This window comes from Endozoicomonas arenosclerae (assembly GCF_001562015.1).
GTDB classification, from domain to species: Bacteria; Pseudomonadota; Gammaproteobacteria; order Pseudomonadales; family Endozoicomonadaceae; genus Endozoicomonas_A; species Endozoicomonas_A arenosclerae.
On record NZ_LASA01000059.1, the window covers coordinates 144,109 to 165,849 of the forward strand.

General features: G+C 48.2%; 23 protein-coding genes. 13 read left to right on the top strand and 10 right to left on the bottom strand.

Features of this window, described 5'->3' with window-relative positions:
• Positions 1-249: 249 nt before the first annotated feature.
• The 7 genes from lptB to WG89_RS07335 all read right to left on the bottom strand — a co-directional run bounded on the left by lptB (position 250) and on the right by WG89_RS07335 (position 6,575).
• Positions 250-975 carry an LPS export ABC transporter ATP-binding protein gene (gene lptB, locus WG89_RS07305; RefSeq protein ID WP_062263501.1) on the bottom strand — a complete coding sequence of 242 codons (726 nt, stop codon included), beginning with the start codon at positions 973-975 and terminating at the stop codon, positions 250-252.
• 129 nt (positions 976-1,104) lie between these two features.
• Positions 1,105-1,692 (bottom strand): lipopolysaccharide transport periplasmic protein LptA, encoded by a 588-nt coding sequence (gene lptA, locus WG89_RS07310; RefSeq protein WP_079253708.1) that lies wholly within the window; start codon positions 1,690-1,692, stop codon positions 1,105-1,107.
• Positions 1,676-2,248: an LPS export ABC transporter periplasmic protein LptC gene (gene lptC / locus WG89_RS07315; protein WP_062263504.1), complete on the bottom strand. Its 573-nt coding sequence runs from the start codon at positions 2,246-2,248 to the stop codon at positions 1,676-1,678. Before lptC ends, lptA begins: the two co-directional genes overlap by 17 nt.
• Positions 2,249-2,557: 309 nt before the next feature.
• The gene (locus WG89_RS07320) at positions 2,558-3,094 is read right to left on the bottom strand and encodes a KdsC family phosphatase (RefSeq protein ID WP_153301469.1); all 537 of its coding nucleotides are present in this window, start codon (positions 3,092-3,094) and stop codon (positions 2,558-2,560) included.
• Positions 3,091-4,065, bottom strand: coding sequence for a KpsF/GutQ family sugar-phosphate isomerase (locus WG89_RS07325; RefSeq protein WP_062263507.1), 975 nt, complete (start codon positions 4,063-4,065; stop codon positions 3,091-3,093). Before WG89_RS07325 ends, WG89_RS07320 begins: the two co-directional genes overlap by 4 nt.
• Before the next feature lie 135 nt (positions 4,066-4,200).
• On the bottom strand, positions 4,201-5,457 hold the full coding sequence (locus WG89_RS07330) for an LNS2 domain-containing protein (protein WP_062263510.1): 1,257 nt from the start codon (positions 5,455-5,457) through the stop codon (positions 4,201-4,203).
• A 167-nt stretch (positions 5,458-5,624) separates the two neighbouring features.
• Positions 5,625-6,575, bottom strand: coding sequence for a calcium/sodium antiporter (locus WG89_RS07335; protein ID WP_062263514.1), 951 nt, complete (start codon positions 6,573-6,575; stop codon positions 5,625-5,627).
• Positions 6,576-6,983: 408 nt separating this feature from the next.
• Here WG89_RS07335 and WG89_RS07345 point away from each other — a divergent pair, with 408 nt between their 5' ends.
• The 9 genes from WG89_RS07345 (at position 6,984) to hisD (ending at position 14,301) form a co-directional block, all read left to right on the top strand.
• Positions 6,984-7,799, top strand: coding sequence for an ATP-binding cassette domain-containing protein (locus WG89_RS07345; protein WP_062263520.1), 816 nt, complete (start codon positions 6,984-6,986; stop codon positions 7,797-7,799).
• Positions 7,796-8,590, top strand: coding sequence for a lipid asymmetry maintenance ABC transporter permease subunit MlaE (gene mlaE / locus WG89_RS07350; RefSeq protein ID WP_062263523.1), 795 nt, complete (start codon positions 7,796-7,798; stop codon positions 8,588-8,590). The genes WG89_RS07345 and mlaE overlap by 4 nt, the downstream gene beginning before the upstream one ends.
• Position 8,591: 1 nt before the next feature.
• Complete coding sequence (mlaD, locus tag WG89_RS07355; RefSeq protein WP_062263525.1) at positions 8,592-9,053, top strand: outer membrane lipid asymmetry maintenance protein MlaD; 462 nt, start codon at positions 8,592-8,594, stop codon at positions 9,051-9,053.
• A 118-nt stretch (positions 9,054-9,171) separates the two neighbouring features.
• On the top strand, positions 9,172-9,840 hold the full coding sequence (locus tag WG89_RS07360) for an MlaC/ttg2D family ABC transporter substrate-binding protein (protein ID WP_172806736.1): 669 nt from the start codon (positions 9,172-9,174) through the stop codon (positions 9,838-9,840).
• 27 nt (positions 9,841-9,867) lie between these two features.
• The gene (locus WG89_RS07365) at positions 9,868-10,179 is read left to right on the top strand and encodes an STAS domain-containing protein (RefSeq protein WP_062263530.1); all 312 of its coding nucleotides are present in this window, start codon (positions 9,868-9,870) and stop codon (positions 10,177-10,179) included.
• 302 nt (positions 10,180-10,481) lie between these two features.
• Positions 10,482-10,721: a BolA family protein gene (locus WG89_RS07370; RefSeq protein ID WP_062263761.1), complete on the top strand. Its 240-nt coding sequence runs from the start codon at positions 10,482-10,484 to the stop codon at positions 10,719-10,721.
• Between the two features lie 25 nt (positions 10,722-10,746).
• A complete protein-coding gene (gene murA, locus WG89_RS07375; protein WP_062263764.1) occupies positions 10,747-12,009 on the top strand; it encodes a UDP-N-acetylglucosamine 1-carboxyvinyltransferase in 1,263 nt (420 codons plus the stop codon).
• 185 nt (positions 12,010-12,194) lie between these two features.
• On the top strand, positions 12,195-12,830 hold the full coding sequence (gene hisG, locus WG89_RS07380) for an ATP phosphoribosyltransferase (protein ID WP_062263533.1): 636 nt from the start codon (positions 12,195-12,197) through the stop codon (positions 12,828-12,830).
• Between the two features lie 166 nt (positions 12,831-12,996).
• A complete protein-coding gene (gene hisD / locus WG89_RS07385; RefSeq protein ID WP_062263536.1) occupies positions 12,997-14,301 on the top strand; it encodes a histidinol dehydrogenase in 1,305 nt (434 codons plus the stop codon).
• Between the two features lie 158 nt (positions 14,302-14,459).
• On the opposite strand, the gene WG89_RS07390 is transcribed toward hisD, so the two are convergent.
• Positions 14,460-15,755, bottom strand: a complete 1,296-nt coding sequence (locus WG89_RS07390; RefSeq protein ID WP_062263539.1) for a LamG-like jellyroll fold domain-containing protein — start codon at positions 15,753-15,755, stop codon at positions 14,460-14,462.
• A 366-nt stretch (positions 15,756-16,121) separates the two neighbouring features.
• Complete coding sequence (locus tag WG89_RS07395; RefSeq protein WP_062263768.1) at positions 16,122-16,532, bottom strand: CBS domain-containing protein; 411 nt, start codon at positions 16,530-16,532, stop codon at positions 16,122-16,124.
• 190 nt (positions 16,533-16,722) lie between these two features.
• On the opposite strand from WG89_RS07395, the gene WG89_RS07400 reads away from it, so the two are divergent.
• Together WG89_RS07400 and WG89_RS07405 are read left to right on the top strand one after the other, a co-directional pair.
• A complete protein-coding gene (locus WG89_RS07400) occupies positions 16,723-17,415 on the top strand; it encodes a TVP38/TMEM64 family protein (protein WP_062263543.1) in 693 nt (230 codons plus the stop codon).
• A gap of 75 nt (positions 17,416-17,490) precedes the next feature.
• Positions 17,491-18,069, top strand: coding sequence for a hypothetical protein (locus WG89_RS07405; protein WP_153301470.1), 579 nt, complete (start codon positions 17,491-17,493; stop codon positions 18,067-18,069).
• A 76-nt stretch (positions 18,070-18,145) separates the two neighbouring features.
• Here the strand turns inward: WG89_RS07405 and WG89_RS07410 are convergent, their stop codons facing one another.
• Positions 18,146-19,273, bottom strand: a complete 1,128-nt coding sequence (locus WG89_RS07410) for a S1C family serine protease (RefSeq protein ID WP_062263548.1) — start codon at positions 19,271-19,273, stop codon at positions 18,146-18,148.
• A 194-nt stretch (positions 19,274-19,467) separates the two neighbouring features.
• Between WG89_RS07410 and WG89_RS07415 the strand changes: the two genes are divergently transcribed.
• Entirely contained in the window at positions 19,468-20,229 is a 762-nt protein-coding gene (locus tag WG89_RS07415) for a Nif3-like dinuclear metal center hexameric protein (protein ID WP_062263551.1), read from the top strand.
• Positions 20,230-20,381: 152 nt separating this feature from the next.
• The gene (locus tag WG89_RS07420) at positions 20,382-21,677 is read left to right on the top strand and encodes a hypothetical protein (protein ID WP_062263554.1); all 1,296 of its coding nucleotides are present in this window, start codon (positions 20,382-20,384) and stop codon (positions 21,675-21,677) included.
• Positions 21,678-21,741: the final 64 nt, after the last annotated feature.

A 21,741-nucleotide genomic window follows, 5' to 3' on the forward strand; every position in this document is an offset into this window, starting at 1 on the left:
CTCTCCATGTCATCGCGATTATAATCACATCTGAAGCTTCGGGGGAAGTGGATTCAGCAGGGCTGTCCGGAAAATGATGATCGTAAGGATAGCGGATTTTCCCTTATTTTCAGTTCTTATATGATTCAGAGTCAGTGGGCAGAGGTTCTCAGGGGGGATTTCAAGCGTCTTGAGATCAGCAAAAAACATCTTCTACTGGCAAATATCAGCTCACCAGTAGAAGTAAATGGAAGGATAATTAAGCGATGATTACAAACTGAACTGATGCCCAAGGTATACGTCACGTACCTTCTGATTTGCCAGAACGGTCTGGCTGTCACCTTCAGCGATGATTGTGCCCTCACTGACGATGTAAGCCTTTTCACAGATATCCAGAGTTTCCCTGACATTATGATCCGTGATCAGAACACCAATACCCCGGGTTTTCAGGTGGGTGATAATCGCTTTGATATCCCCGACTGAAATGGGGTCAACGCCGGCAAAAGGTTCATCGAGAAGAATGAATTGCGGATCGGTGCACAGGGCTCTGGCAATTTCTACTCTTCGTTTTTCACCTCCGGAAAGGCTCATACCCAGGTTATCTTTGATATGGGTGATGTTGAACTCTTCCAGCAGGGACTCCATTTTTTCCTGACGATCCTTTTTGGAAAGGTCTGAGCGAGTTTCCAGAATAGAAAGCAGATTGTCCGTTACGGTCAGTTTCCTGAAGATTGAGACTTCCTGAGGCAGGTAGCCGACACCGGCACGAGCGCGGCCGTGCATGGGCTCGTGAGTCAGATCCTGCCCGCTGAGATTGACCTTGCCGCCGTCTGCTTTGACCAGCCCGACAATCATATAGAAGCAGGTGGTCTTACCCGCACCATTGGGGCCCAGGAGTCCTACAATCTGACCACTGTCGACAGCCAGGGATACATCTTTGACCACCTGTCTGCCTTTGTAACTTTTACTGAGATGTTCTGCCTTAAGCGTTGCCATCCGGAATCTGTCATCCTGTTTAAAGGTTGGCTGTCGTGTGTCTGACAGCCATTGCAAAGCATTTGTCTGCTTGTTTCATGGGTCGTAGATAGTTGTTTGCTCATGGCTGTTTGGGTGGCCAGAAGCTATCTACTGTTTTTTCTCAGGCTTGGGTTGGTAAATCATTTTGACACGACCATCAGGGCTGCTCTTGTTTTCGCTGCCCTTGGCATTAACCGTTTGTTTGGTCAGATCGTAATCAATCCGTTCACCTGTAAAGGTATCACCCTTCTGAGTCAGCTGAGCCTGCTTGATCAGTTTAATCTTGTCGCCAGCGACCTGGTAGTCAATGGTGTGTCCCCAGGCTTGCAGGGTTCCCTGGTCTTCAGGCTGCTGCTCTTCGTAGTAAGCTCTTTTTTTATAGCCTTCCGCTACAATTTTCTGAACTTCCTGCTTGATGGAGTAGACCGTCACCTTATCGCCGGTAATCCGGGTGGTCCCCTGAATCATAACGACATCACCTTTGTATATGGAGACGCCTTTTTTGTTATCGATATCAGCGGTATTGGATTCGATCTCAATAGGTTTCTGGCGGTCAGACGGCAGGGCATTGGCCATAGTTGGAAGCAGTATCATGGCTCCCAGCATCAGATAATGTTCAATCCCTCTGCGTCGGTTCTGCTTTTCAGGCCGTGCAATAGGATTAAGGCGCTTGGTCTGTTCATGGCTTTGGCTCATGAAATCCTCTTACCCTAGACTTGAGTTTAACCAGACTCTCCTTGTAGAAAGCCTCCATTCCAATGGCGCGTGTACGACCGGTATTGTTGGTGATCAGTACCGGTCGGTCGGTAACGGCCAGCCCCTGTTCAGAGTATATGGTGATGAAATCAGTGTCCATGCGCAGCTTGTTGCCATTGCTGAGATCGGTTTGAGTCATCACTACGTCATCCCAGAGTTCAATATCCTGATTGCCGGGTAATAGCTTGCCATTGAGTGCGTCGGCCACCAGAGGTTTTTTGGGGTCGCTGAAGCTTTCCAGGTGGGGGGTCTGCAGCAGCGTTGTATCGTTATGGGGATAGTGAGTAATGCTGTTTGAGGTCAATGTGTAATTCAGTTCACCGGTTTCGTTGTACTGAGTGATTTGGGTATTGATGAGGTAGTAATCAGCATTTTTCCGGATTAACGGCTGCTTCTTCTGTGCACCGACATGAAGGTTGCTGTCATAGGCCCAATAGCCAATGCCGACAAAAGTCAGCATCAGAAAAGCAATCAGTATCGAGTTCCGATTGGGCATCAGGTGTCAGGCTCCGGGTCACTATCAGGCCGGGGTCTGTCGTTTTCAGAGTCCGGCAAAAAACGGCTATAAAGGAAAATGGCGCTTGATTCGAGGATGCAGCAGCATTTTCGTAGCAAATGAGTACAGTCTATCATGATTTTTTTTGATCATCAGGAACCGCCAGAGAATGTTTTCAATTGCTAGACACTCTACTGTCGGCCTTCGGGAATCAGAGTTAAACGATAGAACTTGATTGAAAAATACTTAAATAAAAATGTCGTTGCAGTGCATTAACCCTGCAACGGCATTGAATACTTCACTGTAAGTTTACTTCAGGTAACTGCTCAGCATGTCATCCAGTCTGCCTTTGGCTGAGAGAATGAAGTCACAGAACTCTCTGGCAGCGCCTTCTCCACCACGGTTCATAGTGCTGGCAGGTGAATGCTCACGAACATAGTAGTGCCCGTTGGGAACTGTGCAACCAAAGCCTACTTGTCTGATGGCCGGGAGGTCAGGAAGGTCGTCACCAATGTAAGCAACTTCTTCAAGACTCAAGCCTTGTCCTTCTTCCTGTAACAGTTCATTCAAGGCTACAAATTTGTCTTCGCGACCCTGATAAAGAAAATCGACCCCCAGATCTGAAGCTCGTTTTTCTACAAAGACTGAACGACGGCCGGTAATAATGGCTGTTTTTACACCGGCCTGTTTGAGCATTTTCAGCCCATGGCCATCCAGGGTGTTAAAGATCTTCATGGCTTCGCCATTTTCACCAAACAGCAGTTTGCCATCAGTGAGGACACCATCTACATCAAATACGGCCAGTTTTACTTTGGCGGCAGCGGATTGCAGGGAGGAACTGATCATACAACACCAGCCTTCAGTAAGTCGTGCATGTTAATGGCGCCTATCAGCTCGTTCTCGTCATCAACACAGATCAGGGCGTTAATCTTTCGATCATCCATGATTTTCAGGGCTTCTGCAGCCAGAATTTCCGGGTGGATCGTTTTACAGTGGCCTGTCATGACGTCATCAATGCGGGTCGATTTGGGATCGACGCCTTTGTCCAGGGCACGTCGAAGATCGCCGTCAGTGAAAATGCCAATGACGTGACGTTTGTCGTCAACAATGGCGGTCATGCCGAGACCTTTACGGGTGACTTCCAGTAGAGCGTCACCCATTGGAGTGCCTAATGATACTTCAGGAACACGGGAGCCACTGTGCATGATGTCTTTCACTTTCAATAGCAGGCGTTTGCCCAGAGAACCACCAGGGTGAGAAAAAGCAAAATCTTCAGCGGTAAAACCACGGGCTTCCAACAGGGCAATGGCCAGGGCATCCCCCATGACCAGAGCGGTAGTGGTGCTGGAGGTAGGTGCCAGATCCAGAGGGCAGGCTTCTTTTTCAACACTGGTGTTCAGGTGGGCTTCCGCATCTTTGGCCAGTGTGGAGTCGGGATTGCCGGTCATACTGATCAGGGGGGTACCCAGCCTTTTTAGCAGAGGCAGAAGAGTAATGACTTCGCTGGTTTCGCCAGAGTTGGAGAGGGCTAATACAACATCGTCACGGGTGACCATTCCCATGTCGCCGTGGCTGGCTTCTCCCGGGTGTACAAAGTAGGCTGGGGTTCCGGTGCTTGCCAGTGTTGCCGCCAGCTTGCGGGCAATATGTCCGGACTTGCCCATGCCAACGACAATAACGCGGCCGCGGCACTCCAGCATGACCCGGCATGCTTTGGCAAAGCTGCTGTCGATCCTGTCGATCAGGCTCTGAACAGCTTCCAGTTCCATGGTGATGGTGCGGCGACCAATTGAGATAAACGGCTCGTCAGTAGTCATATTGCATACAGATTGGTTGTGACTGGCCTATTCTATAGTGCCTTTTGTCACAGTAACAGCACAGGATAGCAGGATTAGAGCCTGCTTTGCGCAAACAGTTCCTTTCTGCTCGTATTGAGGGCGAAGGGAGCTGGTTTACGGGATTCGTGATGGAATGGCATCCATCGGTAACGCTGCGAAATAGAGCAGCGTTGCGAGCAGTCCTGGCCAAAGCTGTGCAACTGTTTGCCCTTGTCCTGTAACCCAGTGGTCGAACTGCTGCTCCATAGTAGTATCAATGCCTTTCCGCACTGTTGGATAATAAAAGCAGGGAGGGGCATCCGGGTCATCATCTGGATATGAACCGGATGAACAAACCTGGGGCGAGCTCATCAGGCCTCTGCAAGCAGGGCTCTCAATAATATAAGTACTCAAAACGGCTGGTATGCACATACCTTCTGTGCAGTGAGTCAGCTTGATACGGCTCTGTAGTAGATAATGCTTTAGCTTACTGGCTACAAGCAGTTTGATGCTGGAGGCATCGGAAAGAGGCCAGCTGATATGTTTGACAGTACATACACCTGCTTTCATATAGGGCAAAACATCCTTTTCTACGCCGTTTCCCCAGGCTCTGATCACTTTGACCTTGCCCTTAAGGTAACTTAATACCTTGAATTTGAAATCCTCGCCGTTGTCGGCACAGCATCGAGCCCTGGGCATAAGGATGGGGCCTGGGGGAAGCCCATGCTCCTTGAACCAGGTACGAATCATATGACCATCTTCCTGTTCCTTGCTGGTCAGGAATACCACCAGTAATCCTGATGCAATGTCTTCCTTGATGGCTCTTAAGACAGGGGAAAATGGGTCTCTTGCATCTTTGGCCTTCTTTTTTTCAAGTTTGTATTTGGCCTGAACAGTGCCCCCTATATCGTAAAAGACAGCTTCTTTAGCTTCTCCAAAGGGCAAAACCGTGACCAGTTGCCGGCTTTCATGAATACCTGTTTGTCCTTCTAACCGAGTTCTGAAAACGATTCTTTGAATATCGTTGCTGGGAGGTAAGTGGGGGAGCTTCACGCGAATATGGCCAGTGTTGCCCGACTTAACACCTTCTTTATCAAAGTCGGCATCATGCCATGTGGTTCCATCGGTGGACCATTCTATATGGCCATCTACAGGCTGAAGCTCTGGTCCATTAAGAATCAGCAACACCGTTAACGGCTCAGTTACCAGATCTACCTGGCTGACGAGCAGGTCGGAACCCGCAGAATAAAACCCAAGGCTTTTGTCTGAGACAGCGCCTGGAGACAAGGTCATAAGTTGATTCAGCTGTTCAAGATCATCCTGAGACCAAACCTTATGAATCAGGGTGAAGCAGGCCAGCACAATCCATAATGCATTTTTTATTAAATTCATCTGTCCGTTACGTGCTCTGAGAATCAGATTCTTGAAAATCAGGTAAGCATAGACAGATATAAACAGACTCGTTGAAAAAACGGTCAGTTATGGCAGTTGGATTGGAAAGGGGAGAGGAGTCGATGACAGGGCTGATTGGAATCAGCCCCGAAAGCCCATGAAAGGTGTCAGTGCTGAATGAAGAGCCAGGCTCCATATGAACAGTAGATAGACAGCAGAACAATGCCGGTCACTCGGCCAATATGTCTGGGTTGTTTACCAAACAGGCAGAGCAGGGCCAGCAAGACGGTCATCCCCAGCATGACCGGATAATCTCTTAAAATGACGGCCTGTTCCAGCCCGCCGGGAGCCACCAGGCCAGGCATGGAAAGGACGGCCAGGAGGTTGAAAATATTGGAGCCAATCACATTGCCCAGGGCAATATCATGATGGCCTTTCAAGGCACTGGTCACCGATGCGGCCAGTTCTGGCAGGCTGGTGCCAATGGCAACAATGGTCAGTCCAATAATCAGGTCGCTGATGCCCATCATCTGGGCGATCTCTGTGGCTCCCCAGACCAGCAGCTGTGAACTGCCCAGCAATAGGAGAAGTCCTGAACCCAGCATGAACCAGGCTTTGCCTGGAGACAGTTCAGGGATTTCCTCGTCTTCAACCAGAGGCTCTTCTGGATGCTGCTTCTGCCAACGGATCATCAGGTAGAGGGTGATAAACAAACCTGACAGCAGAATCAAACCATCAATTCGGCCTAGGTAGCCATTGGCGACACAGATGCCGGCAATAATGGTAATGACCAGTAAAAGAGGGATTTCTCTTTTGGCTAATGCTGCTTTGACCGGGAGAGGTGCGATCAGAGCAGTAATACCCAGCACCAGGCCCATATTGGCAATGTTGGAACCCATTGCGTTGCCCACTGCCAGACCGGGAAAGCCCTGCAAGGCTGCCATCAGTGAAACCAGAATTTCAGGGGCGGAGGTGCCAATAGAGACCACGGTCAGGCCGATCAGCATTCTCGACACATTCATGTTACTGGCCGTTGCCGCGGCACCTGCTACGAAACGGTCGGCACTCCAGGTCAGAATGACGAAGCCAACTAGAATGGCTGCAAGGGCAGTGAGCATAGGATAATTTCTCTTTTCTTATTCAGGGTGGCAAAAGTAATGGGGTGCTTTTTTTTCACATAAAGAGCAGCAAGATTGTTTGTCTTTAGTGTCAGTTGTTATGAAAAAACCGTTGTTAGAAAAGAAACAGTCATTTCCCGGGCGCATTAGTTTATTCGGCATTGGGAACTCATTCCAGCAATAACCCATAAATAGGATTAAGTTTTTGAAGGCTGAAGAAAGCGTAAATGACCGGTAAAAAACCATCAGATCACCCGTTTGGATATCGTGAGTCCGTTCAGGATGTGTTCAGATGGTTCAAAAGACAACAGAAAGTCGCCATAATTAGTGACAGGTCAGTAGTTAACTGTCAGGGAAAAACGGTTGCTATTGAGTGCAGTCCAAACAGATGCAAGGAATCGCCTTCCAATGACTGAGGCAAGTGATAACTTTATAGAGATCCGTGGTTTGACGTTTCATCGCGGCGATCGAACTATTTTTAATAATGTTGATATCACCATTCCCAGAGGAAAGGTGGTGGGTATCATGGGACCTTCCGGTACCGGTAAAACAACTTTATTACGTTTGATTGGGCGTCAGCTTCGTCCTGATTCCGGACAGATTTTTGTGGATGGGCAAAACCTGGATTTGCTCAGCAGGGAAGAATTGTTTCGTACCCGTCGTAAAATGGGCATGCTTTTTCAGAGTGGCGCACTGTTTACGGATCTGTCGGTATTTGAAAATGTAGCCTTTCCGTTGCGTATCCATACCAAACTGGCTGAACCGATGATTCGGGATATTGTCTTCATGAAGCTGGAAGCCGTTGGCCTCAGGGGAGCCTGGTCGCTGATGCCGGCTGAGCTTTCCGGTGGTATGAATCGAAGAGTGGCTCTGGCCAGGGCCATTGCCCTTGATCCAGCCATGGTTATGTATGATGAGCCCTTCGTTGGTCAGGACCCTATTGCTATGGGGGTGCTGGTGAAACTGATAAGAATGCTGAATGATGCGCTGAAAATTACCAGCGTTGTGGTCTCTCATGATCTCAATGAAACGGCATCAATTTCTGACTATCTCTATCTGATAGCTGACGGTGAAGTCATTGGTCAGGGAGAGCCCGATAGCCTGATGAACTCCGATGACTCCAGAGTGAAACAGTTTATGAATGGACTCTCTGATGGTCCGGTGCCTTTCCACTATCCGGCACCTGACTATAAAAAAGCATTGCTCGGCGGGGAGGTTGGATGAGCATTGGAATTCTAGACAGGGTTGCACAGCTCGGCCGTTTTGGGCTGGATCAGATCCAGTCTATCGGTCGGGCGGGTGTCTTCCTGATTTTGGCGATCTTCTCCAGAGCAGGGTTTAGCAATCGCTTCTCACTACTGACACAACAGTTATACAGCGTTGGTGTCATGTCGCTCATTATTGTGACAGTGTCGGGTTTATTCATCGGCATGGTGTTGGCGCTGCAGGGATATAACATCCTGATTCGTTATGGCTCTGAAGATGCTGTGGGTCAAATGGTTGCCCTGAGTCTTCTCAGAGAACTGGGCCCTGTTGTGACCGCACTTCTGTTTGCTGGACGAGCAGGCTCAGCCCTGACTGCAGAAATTGGTTTGATGAAAACTACTGAGCAGCTATCCAGTATGGAGATGATTGGTGTTGATCCTCTCAAGCGAGTGATTGCGCCAAGATTCTGGGCAGGGGTTATTTCCATGCCTCTACTGGCGGCTATTTTCAGTCTGGTGGGTATTTTGGGCGCTGTTATGGTGGGCGTTGACTGGTTGGGCATTTATGAAGGCTCTTTCTGGTCCAGTATGCAGGCTTCCGTCAGTCTGGTGGCGGATATAGGTAATGGACTGATTAAGAGTCTTGTCTTTGGTTTTGTCGTGACCTGGATTGCAGTCTTCCAGGGGTATGATGCCATTCCCACTTCTGAGGGTGTCAGCCGAGCAACAACAAGGACTGTTGTTTATTCTTCCCTGGCCATATTGGGGCTGGATTTCATTTTGACCGCTGTCATGTTTGGAGAACTCTAAGATGCGGATGAGAACAGTAGAGATAAGCGTCGGCGGATTTATGTTGGCAGGAATGCTGGCGCTGGTGGTGTTGGCATTAAAAGTCAGTGGACTGTCTCTGGAAAGTGGCAAACAGACTTACAGTGTGACCGGCATGTTTGACAATACCGGAACCCTGAAGCCTAGAGCCAAGGTGGCCCTGGCGGGTGTTATCATTGGTCGGGTGACAAAGGTTGAACTGGATAAGCAGACCTATATGGCCAAGGTTGAAATGGAAATCGACTCCAATGTCGATAACATTCCCATAGACAGCACCGCCTCGATCGTGACAGCAGGTTTGTTGGGTGAAAAGTATATTGGTATCAGTATTGGCGGCGATATCGATTACATTAAGGACGGTGGTCGCTTCGAAGATACCCAGTCAGCCGTTATACTGGAAGAGTTGATTGGGAAATTCCTTCTGGGGTCCGTCAGCGACGAATAAAGAAGAGTGAAGTTTAAACTCGACAGGCTACACCGGAGTTGTGTAGTGGCTTCATAGAGCGCAGTGCAAAGCAGTACCAACCTGGAAATAAAGCCTGCATATAAAGATGGAATCAAGAATGAAAATGGTAAAGTCTGTTCAACAATTCCTGATGGCTCTGGCGTGCCTGATGATGGCTGTGGTGGCGAATGCAGCTCCTGCTCCATTGCAACCGCCCGAAATCGAAGTAAAAAAGATCACTTCTGAATTGTTGGATACGTTCAATAAGAACAAGGAACAGTACAAGAAAGATCCGGATGGTTTTTTCAAAGAAGTGGATCGTCTGTTGTCACCTGTGGTGGCATTTGATCAGGTAGCCCGCTATGTCATGGGTAAATACGCACACCGCAGTCCGGATCAGGTGGTTAAGTTCGAATCCGCTTTTAAAGACAGTCTGATTCGTTTTTATGGTAAGGCCCTGTTATCTCTGGACGATACCAGCCTGGCCATTGACAGTGTCGATAAAACTTCGCCGGAAGTCCTGAAGAACTATCAGGAAGGCAAGAGCAGTCGTATACCGGTTAAGATGAAAGTGCGTACCAGCAACAGTACTGTTGAGATTTTTTATTCAATGGTTCACGTTGACGGCCGCTGGAAGCTGCGTAACGTAACCATCGAAGGCATTAACGTTGCCAAACAGTTCCAGAGCCAGTTTGCAGATGCTATCAACAAGCATAAGAAAGTGCCTTACGTAGTTGAGAACTGGGCATCCATCATGTCTGCTTCTGCTGACAAGGATAAGAAGTAATTTCACTTCAATCAGGAATTAAGAATTATGCAGCTTGAACGATTGGCTCCGGGGCAGTTTTCTCTGAATGGTATTGTCAATTTTGATAATGCTGTTGAAGTAGAGAGTGAAGGTCGCAAGCTGCTGGAAAAAGACATCGGCTCCGGCGGTGTTTTGAGAGTGAGTCTGGCCAACTTGCTTAAGGGCGACAGTTCTACCCTTTCTGTTTGCCTCTCCTGGATCCGGCTGGCTCAGGAAAAAGGCGGCCACCTTTGCCTTTCTGATATGCCAGAGGAACTTGCAGCCCTGGCGAGGGTCTGTGGAGTAGAGCCGATTTTGCAGGAAAGTACCTGTTCATAGTTGCTTTTCTTTAAAACAGGCGGCTCCTGGACATCCGATAAATTCAGGCTGCAGATTGTCTATTTACTGCCAGTCCTCCCCGCTAGGACTGGTCAGTACAGCCAATGTCCGATATGATTCATCAATTTGCCCGCAAGCATACCCTTAGGGGTACCTTGTTGAATGGCTGTTGGCTCAGGTCTGATGGTTGCATCGGATCACGAATTTTTCATGAAAATGCCGCTGTTTAGCGGTGTTTTTGTGCTAATGATTAAGGCATGAGACGGCTTTTCCGGCTCATGACTGTTTTGAGAGGTGAATGCATGCAAGCCACCGAAGTGAAGGCGCTGCTGGAAGAGAGTATCCCCGGGTCAGAAGTTTTGGTAGAAGGAGAAGGGTGTGACTTTCGCCTGACCATTATCAGTGACCAGTTTGAAGGGGCTTTGCCTGTAAAGCGTCAGCAGATGGTTTACAAGCATCTGAATGACCTGATTGCCAGTGGTGCCATTCATGCGGTGACCATGACCACCCAGACCCCTTCCGAAGCCCAACGCCAAGCCTAACCAGCAGATCACAGGTGAAACTATGATGGATAAACTGATTATCACTGGTGGTACGCGTCTGGATGGCGAAATCCGTATCTCCGGTGCTAAGAACTCCGCACTGCCTATTCTGGCCGCCACTCTGCTGGCAGACGATCCCGTTACCGTCTGCAATCTGCCTCACTTGCACGATATTACCACCATGTTTGAGCTGTTCGGCTGCATGGGTATTGACCTGATGGTGGATGAACGTATGAACGTTGAAGTTCATGCCAGCACCATCAAGCAGCTGCGCGCTCCTTATGAGCTGGTAAAAACCATGCGTGCTTCCATTCTGGTACTAGGGCCTCTGCTTGCGCGCTTTGGTCGTGCAGAAGTTTCCCTGCCAGGCGGTTGTGCCATTGGCAGCCGTCCTGTAGATCTTCATGTAAAAGGTCTGCAGGCTATGGGGGCAGACATTGTCGTTGAAGATGGTTACATCAAAGCCAGTGTTAAGGATCGCCTGAAAGGTGCCCGTATCTTTATGGATACGGTGACGGTAACCGGCACTGAAAACATTCTTATGGCCGCCTGTCTGGCCGATGGTGAAACCATCATTGAGAATGCAGCCCGTGAACCCGAAGTAGTGGATCTGGCTGAATGCCTGATGACTATGGGAGCCAAGATTGAGGGCGCAGGCACTGATGTAATCCGTGTTCAAGGAGTTGAGCGCCTGAAAGGTTGCACATACTCAGTACTGCCGGATCGTATTGAAACCGGTACTTACCTGATCGCTGCTGCTGCCACTGGTGGTCGTGTTCGACTCAAGGACACTCAGCCAGATCTGCTGGATGCCATCCTGATCAAACTGCGTGAAGCCGGTGCTTCCGTAGAGTGGGGTGAGGACTGGATCGAGCTGGACATGAAAGGTAAACGTCCAGGCGCGATAGACCTCAAGACCGCACCTTATCCTGCTATGCCAACCGATATTCAGGCTCAGTTCACTGCGTTGAACCTGATCTCTGAAGGTGTGGGCAGCATCACAGAAACCGTTTTTGAAAACCGCTTCATGCATGTTCAGGAAATGAAACGCATGGGCGCTGACGTCAAAGTGGAAGGCAATACGGTTGTGATCAAAGGGGTGGATTCCCTGAAAGCCGCTCCGGTTATGGCAACAGACCTCAGGGCTTCAGCCAGTCTGGTCATTGCCGGCCTGATTGCTGAAGGCGACACTGTGGTTGAGCGTATCTACCACATTGACCGTGGTTACGAATGTATCGAAGAGAAGCTTCAGCAGCTGGGCGCGAAAATTCGTCGTGTTCCTGCCTGATTGACCTTCCTCCGGGAGGCTGTAATCAGCCTCCCATTGTTTCTGTTTTAACTTCAGCTTTACCCTTTCCGACTTTTTCTCTGATAAAAAGCGAAAAATTCCCTGTCAGCACGGCTTTGAACCCCTCACGTTATCTCTGGTTTGGTGTAAACTACGCAACTTAACGCGAAGGAAGCCTGTCCCAGATGTCCAGCCAGATCACAATAGCGCTTTCCAAAGGGCGCATACTCAAAGACACACTGCCGCTTCTCAAGGCAGCCGGCATTGAATTAGCTGAAGATCCTGCCAAGAGCCGGAAGCTCATCATTTCTACCACACATCCAGACGTCAATTTGCTGATTGTCAGAGCCAGCGATGTGCCCACCTATGTTGAATATGGTGCTGCAGATGTGGGAGTCGCAGGTAAGGATGTGCTGCTGGAACATGGATCGACAGAGCTTTATGAACCTTTGGATCTCAAGATTGCCCAATGTAAGTTGATGACAGCGGGTAAAACGGGTTTTGAAGAGCCTGCAACAGGGCGTATCAAGGTAGCGACCAAGTTTGTCAATGTGGCCAAGCGCTACTATGCCTCGCAAGGGCGTCAGGCCGATATTATCAAGCTCTACGGTTCTATGGAGCTGGCGCCCCTTGTGGGTCTCGCTGACATCATTGTTGATGTGGTGGATACCGGCAATACCCTCAGAGCCAATGGGCTGGAACCAAGGGAACTGATCACTCATGTATCTTCCAGACTGGTTGTGAACAAAGCTTCCATGAAGGTGAAGTTTGAAGCCATCAATGCACTGATTCAGCAGCTGAGTGCTGCAGTTGATGCCTAATGCAGCCAAGCGTTAATGCTCATAGATGCTCCGTTCATCCTGAGCTTGTCGAAGGATGCTGATAATGCACTTCGACAGGCTCAGTGCGAACGGTATGGGACTTAACGCTTAGCTCACGTAAGAGTCTGATATTCACAACTGATAAGAAGTGCAACGGAGTAATTCGATGAATGCGAACCCTGTGCAACTGAGCTACGAGAACCAGGACTTTAATGAGCAGCTGGATCATCTGCTGGCCTGGGAAAGTGTCTCTGATGAAGAGGTTCAGCAGCGGGTAAAACATATTATCGCTGAAGTGCGCTCCCGCGGAGATGATGCCCTCGTGGAGTTCACCAATCGTTTTGATCGTCTGTCTGTGTCCAGTATGGAAGAGCTGACCCTGGGCGAAGAGCAACTCCAGAAAGCTCTGGAAACGATTCCAGAGGAGCAGAGACAAGCACTTGAGGTAGCTGCCAACCGGATCAGAAGTTATCACGAGCGCCAAGTGCAACCTTCCTGGACCTACGAGGAAGACGATGGAACCCTGCTTGGGCAACAGGTGTTGCCTATGGATCGGGTCGGCCTTTACGTGCCTGGTGGAAAGGCATCCTACCCGTCATCGGTCATGATGAATGCCATTCCAGCCCATGTGGCAGGCGTTAAAGAAATTATTATGGTTGTGCCCACACCGGATGGTGTAGTGAACGACATGGTTCTGGCAGCAGCAGCGGTAGCGGGTGTCAAGAAAGTATTTACAGTGGGCGGCGCGCAGGCTGTTGCAGCACTGGCTTATGGAACAGAAACCGTTCCGGGTGTGGATAAAATAGTTGGCCCTGGCAATATATATGTGGCCACAGCGAAGCGCGAAGTATTTGGTCAGGTCGGTATAGATATGATCGCAGGCCCATCTGAAATCATGGTAGTGTGCGATGGTCGTACAGATCCGGACTGGATTGCCATGGATCTTTTCTCCCAGGCTGAACATGATGAAGATGCTCAGTCCATTCTGGTCTCACCTGATCAGGCGTTTCTGGATCAGGTTCTGGAAAGCATGCGCAGATTGTTGCCTGAAATGGAACGTAAGCAAATCATTGCCGAATCTATGAACAACAGAGGCATAATGATCCATGTTCCGGACATGAAAGCCGCTTGTGAAGTCACCAACCGAATTGCTCCGGAGCACTTGGAACTGTCAGTAGAAGATCCCCAGGCTCTGTTGGCTGATATCCGTCACGCAGGCGCTATTTTTATGGGACGCTACACCGCTGAAGCTCTGGGTGATTATTGTGCTGGCCCCAACCACGTCTTGCCTACTTCAGGCACTGCAAGGTTCTCTTCACCGCTGGGTGTTTACGACTTTCAGAAGCGCTCTTCACTGATTCATTTCTCACCAGAAGGCGCTTCAGAAATGGGTAAAGTGGCTTCTGTATTGGCTCGTGGCGAGTCTCTGACAGCTCATGCCCGTTCAGCAGAATACCGTATCAAGAAATAAACCATTGAAATGACATTCAATCTTGGTTCAGTTCCCACCAGCCTTTTGTGAAGGCTGGTGGGCTCAGATTGAGAAGAAATTGTCAAATTAAGTTTGAGCTATTCTACTTTGCCCGACAACAAAATGGGTTTGATCTATTTGATTAGGGTTTCTACGTATTAGTAATCCAGCGTAAGCTCTTTCGATTTATCTAGAATAGTTATTGATTTTGGTAATGCGCTGGAATCAATTGCTCTTGAATAATACTCAAACAAACTAACATCTCCTATTAATGAATAGTCTGTTCCAGTATCTCCTCCTATCCCTACGCTAAGTGGGTTTGTCGTTGCTGGCGAGAAATTAGTAGACGTACTTACTGGTGATGTAACGCCACTAAAATCGTTACCATTAGCATCAGTCACAAATAATGACAAAGTGCCACTGTTATCATTAATGCCTGTTTTTTTAAAACGGACAGTAGCATTAACATATTGATTACTAGGCATTGTAAAACCGGGTGCTCTTAATAGTTTCCAATCACTATTATCGCCAGAACCCACCCACGCTTCGAGTTCTCCGCCTGGGGTTATATAGAGCATGTAACCATAAAGATCACCATTATCATTGTTACGAGACGTAAAAACTGATTGATAATTACCTGTTGCGCCAGAACTTCTAAAACGCGCCTTTGCGGTAAAAGACTCAGCATTTAGTTTTGCTTGGTGAGCCACTTTAGTTTTTGTAAATGTATTCAGGTCAATACTAGATCCAGGTGTACACTCTACATCACTAAATCCTATGCCAGTAATTTCAGCATCTGCCCCTCTTTTCAGCTTGTTGAGTTCTACAATAATAACATTATCATCATGTTTAAACTGGGCTTTACCCCCATGCCAGCTCGTTATAGGAGCAGCTAATGGTGATGGTCCTCCTGAACCACTAGTAGCCCAGAAATTGTCCGGAAAAGCCAATGAAATACCTACACCATTTAAACCTTTGAGATCAGGTATCCATTCGCTAGTTAAACCGTCATCAAGTGGGTAAAATGGAACCTCTGTAGTTCCATTAGAAGTGTTTTTGGGGGTCTCTAATGCAGTAATATATTCAAGATCGTAATCAGGATAAGCACTTCCATAGCTCTCAGTCAGTGACTCATTACCTACAGCAAAAGCAACACCATCAAACGGATTTAAAACACCGCCAGGGGTATACGAGTATGTTGAACCATTGGATACAGCTAATGAAATATTTGTGATCAGATTAAAAGAGTAAACATTTTCATGGGCAGCCAAAAAGAATTGAGCACTAGAAGGTGCAGCTTCTATCGTTAAGGTGACCGGTTGGCACATGGATACTTGAAAATGAGATTCAGGTGCTCCGCCTTCGATTCTTGTAACAACCCCTTTTGCTGTATAAGTAACTGCTTGAGCTTGAATAGCTATCGCAGATATAAGTATAAATAGTGATTTCTTCATATTATTTACCTTTGTAAATTAATGGCTTTTTATTATCTGTATTATGCTAATTTAAATTCAGTGTTAGTTGGCACTTGCAGTTATGCATTATGTAAAATAGATGACATAATAAGCCAAATTCGGCCAGTACGCTGGGATGAATCGGTAAGAGATTAAAGATGACAGTCGTTTATCCGCTAACAGAAGCAACTTGTTATAAGTAGTACTCCATTCCAGTAGGAACCCTGTTGCAAAATCAGCTCTTCCCGAAAGAAATAAATCGCCACGACCCATTGACCAGAAGAGTTTATATTATTCGCCCTGCTTCAAGGTATTAAATAATACAAACTTCTGGAACTATACTTGGAGACATCAGGCTGATGCTCTTCATGTATGACTTGGACTGTCCATTCGTTCAATGATTTCTGTCAAAACCTTTGTCCGGGTTAACAGGCCTACCACTTTTTCTGCTTCCACTACCGGCAATACACGACGCTTGTTATCCAACATGATTTTGGCCGCACTGACCAGATCTGTATCAGGTGTTACGGTGCTGACTTCGGTGTTCATTCGATGGCTGACCAGTTCGCCGACTTGTTCGAAATAGCCACCCAGTAAGGTCCCTTTCATACAGTCTGCTTCTGAAAGAATGCCCAGCAAGTTGCCATCGTCACTGACTACAGGGGCCGCTGAAAGACCTTTTTTAAGCAGCTGCCTGAGAGCAACAATAACGCCAATGTCGGCACTGACGGTAAGGGGCTGGTGGTCCATTAAATCGGCTACCTGAAGAGAATCCATGTGCACCTTCCTTTGAAAATGTCTTTGCTTGAATCTGGTGCACTTTTTGTCTTTTGCACCGAAGTAGAGCGCCGAAACTCTGTAAATGTTCTCAAACTGGGCGCTCATCCAGGTGATGTGCACAAAGAGTGCCAGTTTGGTTCAGGTGCAGGATCTGTTAGGCTGACGTTTTATAGAATCCTCTTTTCCCATGTCGTTTTCATCCATTCTGAAGGAAAACAGAAAGTCTGTTATCGGTGCCGGCATACTGAGCTGTGTCCCTTTGCTTTTCAGCTCCTGGGCGACCTCATTGCTTATCCAGAATCAGGCTGATCTATCGGCTTTAAGTGCAGGGCAGTGGACGTCTTTTTTTGCGCTGAGTGCATTGACTATGGCTTTAGCTCTGACTCCCAGTACATTTATAGCCCTGGTAGCTGGCTTTTTTCTGGGGTGGAAAGCCGTTCCTTTTATGTTGCCTGCCTATTTACTGGCATCAGCTTTGGGTTATCTAGCGGGGTTAGTGTTGGATGGCGGACATTTGATGCATACCATCCGAAACAGTCCAAGGGTTAAGAAGGCGCTTGAGACTCTGAATACAAACAGTTGGAGTCTGATGTTTCTGGTCAGGCTCTCGCCCGTGTTGCCGTTTGCTCTGATGAATTTATTAATGCCCGCTCTTAAAGTCAGGTTTTCGGTATTTCTTCTGGGAGGTTTTCTAGGCATGCTGCCTAGAACTCTTTTCTCAATCTGGTTAGGTAAAAAAGCTCAGGATATGGTGTCTTTGCTGAATGGTGAGGTCTCTGGTTCGGAATCGACCTGGCTGGTGATGGTCCTGGTTGTAGTGTCGGCAGGCGGTTTGTTTTATCTTTTTAACCGTGCTTTGAAGCAGGCACTTACTGACTAACAGGGCAACAAATCTACATGCTTTTCCAACAACTGCTATGTTTTTCTGTCTGACTATCAACAGATAGAGGTGAGCATGTGCAGGATGGTTCGGTTGTCACTGTCTGCCGGTGTATATCTGATTTTACAGTGTCTCAGTAACTGGGCAGTGGGGAGTGATGCACCTGAAGCAGTGTGCCATGCTTCCGGGAAAAAGGTTTGTGTTTCTGTGGAACAGCACACTTATGAGAAGTGGTTGTGGTTTTCCACAGAATGCAATCTCGAATGTGTTTATTATCACGATGCATTTGTTGATCAGTTTTTTCCTCTGGAACACCTGACGGATTACAATGGCTTTGGCATTAACCTTCGCAACAAGAGTGAGGGGCGATTGATCTGGAGTCACTTCCAACTCGGCAAACAATATAAGAAGCAGGCCATGATTGCTGAGCTGGAAATTTCCCGGGGTGATCGTTTTGATGGTCTGGATGGCAGGCAGTTTAACCAGGCTCTGCTGGATGACTTATCGAGACTTTCGCCGGTCACTCCGGAATTAATCAAGCAATATTTTGATGGTTATTACAGCTGGTACTGGTGGGCATTCACTCATGGGGTAACCTTTGTCATTGGTGTCGTCAGCTTCTTTTTGCTGATTATGTCGGGGGCATGCACTTAGTTCAGCAGCTGGGCTCTAAGGATAAAAGTGAAAGCCTGATTTAATATTCGAACAATGAATCAGGCTTGTTCTGAACTTAGTTGACCATGTTAGGTCGGGTTGCCACCACTGCCTTCATTTCAAGAGGCTTATTGTTTCGCAGAATCTGTAAGGTGACTTCGCTGCCCGGTGGTTCCTGAGCCACCATATTCATGACTTTTTTGCCATCACTGGTGCTGATGTTGTTGATAGCAGTCAGTATGTCTCCACGTCTCAGACCCGCTTTGTCGGCAGGGCCATTGTCGTAAACGCCGGAGATCAGAATACCGGCATTGCTTTCAACACCATAAGCTTCTGCCAACTGACTGGTGAGGGGTTGTGACTCTATTCCCAGCCAACCCCGAACAACCCGGCCGTACTTGATGATGGACTGAGTGACAAATCGGGCCATGCTAGAGGGAATGGCAAAGCCAACGCCTTCATTACCTCCGCCTCTGGAAAACAGCAGAGTATTAATGCCCAGTAACTCACCACGTGCGCTGATCAATGCTCCCCCTGAGTTACCGACATTGATGGCAGCGTCTGTCTGAATAAAGTCTTCGTAAGTGTTGAGACTCAAGTCATTTCTGCCGGTGGCGCTGATAATCCCCATGGTGACCGTCTGACCCAGTCCAAACGGGTTGCCAATAGCCAGAACCACGTCACCTACCTCGGCCTGACCAGAATCTGCCAGGTCAAGGCTGGGTAACTTTTTCAGATCAATTTTCAGAACAGCGAGGTCGGTCTCCGGGTCACGGCCGACAATGGAGGCTGATTCTTCACGCCCGTCTTTTAGAACGGCAATGATTCTGTCGGCGCCTTCAATGACATGGTTATTGGTCAACAGATAGCCATCGGGGCTGATAATAACGCCAGATCCCAGGCTGGTTTCCACTTTGGCCCGTCCCAGATTGTTTTCAGTAAAGGGGCTTTTGGGCATTCTGGAACGGCTGGACTCATTGACCAGAGTTGCTGTGGCAATATTCACCACGGCCGGTGCGGCTATCTTGACAGCCGAACTGTAGGAGACCTCGCCAATGCCCAGAAACTGCTCTCCCCTGTTGACGACATTATTGAAGCTCAGCTTTGGCAGGCCCAGCCAGTTGGGAGCAAGCAAAATCACCAGGAAGGCTACAATCAGGCCGGTGATGGCGGGGTAGATGAACTGGTTGAGGAATTTTTTCATGATTTGCTTGTCGATGATTATGGGCAGAGATTTTGCTGTCGCTGGAAATAAAAACTCTTGAAACCCGAAAGCCAGCAGTATAATTCATTAATATACCTGTATTGTGTGGCTGATAGATAGCCCCCGAACCTGCTGGAAACAGTCGTTAGTGAGACGAAGCAGGTACCCGGGTACGACAAACTGTGGAGTGGAAGATGAGCATCACCCTGAAACAGCTGGTGAAAATCCTGGAAGATGAATTACAGCCCGGGCTGTTCAAAGATTATTGTCCCAATGGCCTTCAGGTCGAAGGTGCTGAGCAGGTGCAACGCCTCGTAACCGGCGTTACGGCCTGTCAGGCGTTGATCGATAAGGCGGTAGAGTTAAAAGCAGACGCTATTCTGGTCCACCACGGCTATTTCTGGAAAGGGGAAGATTCGGCCATTGTGGGTATGAAGAAGCGCCGGATTGAAACCCTGTTGAAACATAATATCAGCCTGATCAGCTATCACTTGCCTCTCGATGGTCACCAGGAACTCGGTAATAACGCTCAGTTAGCCAAGTTGTTGGGTTGGAAGACAGAAGGTGGTATGGAGCCAGGTAAAGCTCGTTCAGTGGGTAGCTGGGGCAAACCTCAGGTGCCTGTATCGCTGAAAGATCTGGGTGATCAGATTGAAGAGAAGCTGGGACGTAAACCTTTGCTCATTCCTGCTGGTGACCACAAAATAGAAACTCTGGCCTGGTGTACAGGCGGTGCCCAGAGAATGATTGATTTAGCCCTGGACCTGAATGTTGACGCTTATGTCAGCGGCGAAATTTCAGAATCCACCGTGCACTTTGCCCGTGAAAATGGCATTCACTATATCAGTGCCGGACACCACGCCACCGAGCGCTACGGTGCCAAGGCATTGGGTGAGTGGCTGGAAGAGAAGTACGGCATCAAACATACTTTTGTTGATATCGATTCTCCGGTTTGAACAGTCGTGAGCTAAGAAAAACTTTTCACGATAAAAGAGGTGGCCAGCGTTGAGTTGGTCACCTCTTTTTTTATACATCTATCCAGAAGTCTGTCTAATTTTTTTTGTCTGTCGATGTAACAGGTATGACATATGAACTGGAGTGAAACATCGTGGATGCAACGGGTGGGGCCGGAAAGGCCAATGGCACAGAAGACAGTTTCAGACTGACCAGACAGGGAGCCTTTCATGGCAAAAAAGGTGAGTACTCTGTAGGGGGCGACAAAAAAACTGTGGAAGTAGTTGAGCCCAATGCCAGTACCAGACGCTCAACCAGTGAATCAGACTCCGAGACGGAGTATGACCTTCCCACTCAATTGAGCGATCGGGATATACGGCAGGTACGCCCGGGTTCTCTGAATATTCCGTCAATTACTGAAACTCCAGCGCCTCCCTTACCGCCCAGAAATACACCCCGATCACCTGTTCCAGATGATTTACCCTATGCGGTCTCACCCATATCGAGACAACCGTCAGGGAGTCAAATATCGAATATTGCATCAGCCAGTGCTCTGGCAACAGGTCCGATCTATGAAGTGATCCAGGAAACACTGGCGGGATTGCAGAACAACCTTTATGCGGAACCTGATGTTCAGCGTTTGGTAGTCAGACAACTAAGGGATGGACTGCTTCAAGAACATTCCCGAAGAGCGGCAGATCATGAATACGATGACAGAAATACTGTGCTTCGTGAGATGGAAGAAATAGAGTCCAGACCTCCGCCGAAGCCAATTACTGGCAGGCAGAAGCTTGAGAGTGATTATCTGCCCGTATCAGAGGGTAGAGTGCAGGAACAAGATCCTTATCTGGCCGTTACCGATGGTGAGGTTAAGGAGACTGACCCTTATCTGGCCGTTACCGATGGTGAAGTTGTGGAAACTGATCCTTACCTGGCCGTAACTGACGGAGGGGGCGAAGATACCAGCCATTATCTGCCAGTCACAGAAGGGCAGGTATCATCAATTGGTATATCCCAGCCATCAGTCACTGATGAACTCTATATGCCAGTGTTGTCACCGGATGACCCGAATGGGGTAAATCAAAACACGACAGCCCCACCGGTGATCTCACCCACTATTAATCTAACATCGGCCATTCCTCCAGCCATCAATGCCCAGATCAATCACTATCTGGCATTACTGAATGAACAGGGAGCTGCTTCTGATCAGGCTTTGCAAAATCAGGCGACTGTCTTTGCTGAGAATCTTTATGAAGAGCTGCAACAGCAGACTCATATCATCAGTAATGCTTCTACGACGGTCCAACAGGAGCCGGATTATGAAAGCATTGAGCCTCTCTATGACACCATTCCTGATCGAGAGGAGCTAGTGAGAGAGGAGCCCGTTCAAGAGAAACCAAAAAAGAAATTTCGAGATCGCTTCTTCGGGCGTGCCAGTAAGGACAGATAAAGAACCCGGATATTCCATAAAACCGCTTTAAGGCTCATTAAGGTTGTGGGTTAAAAGTAATTTT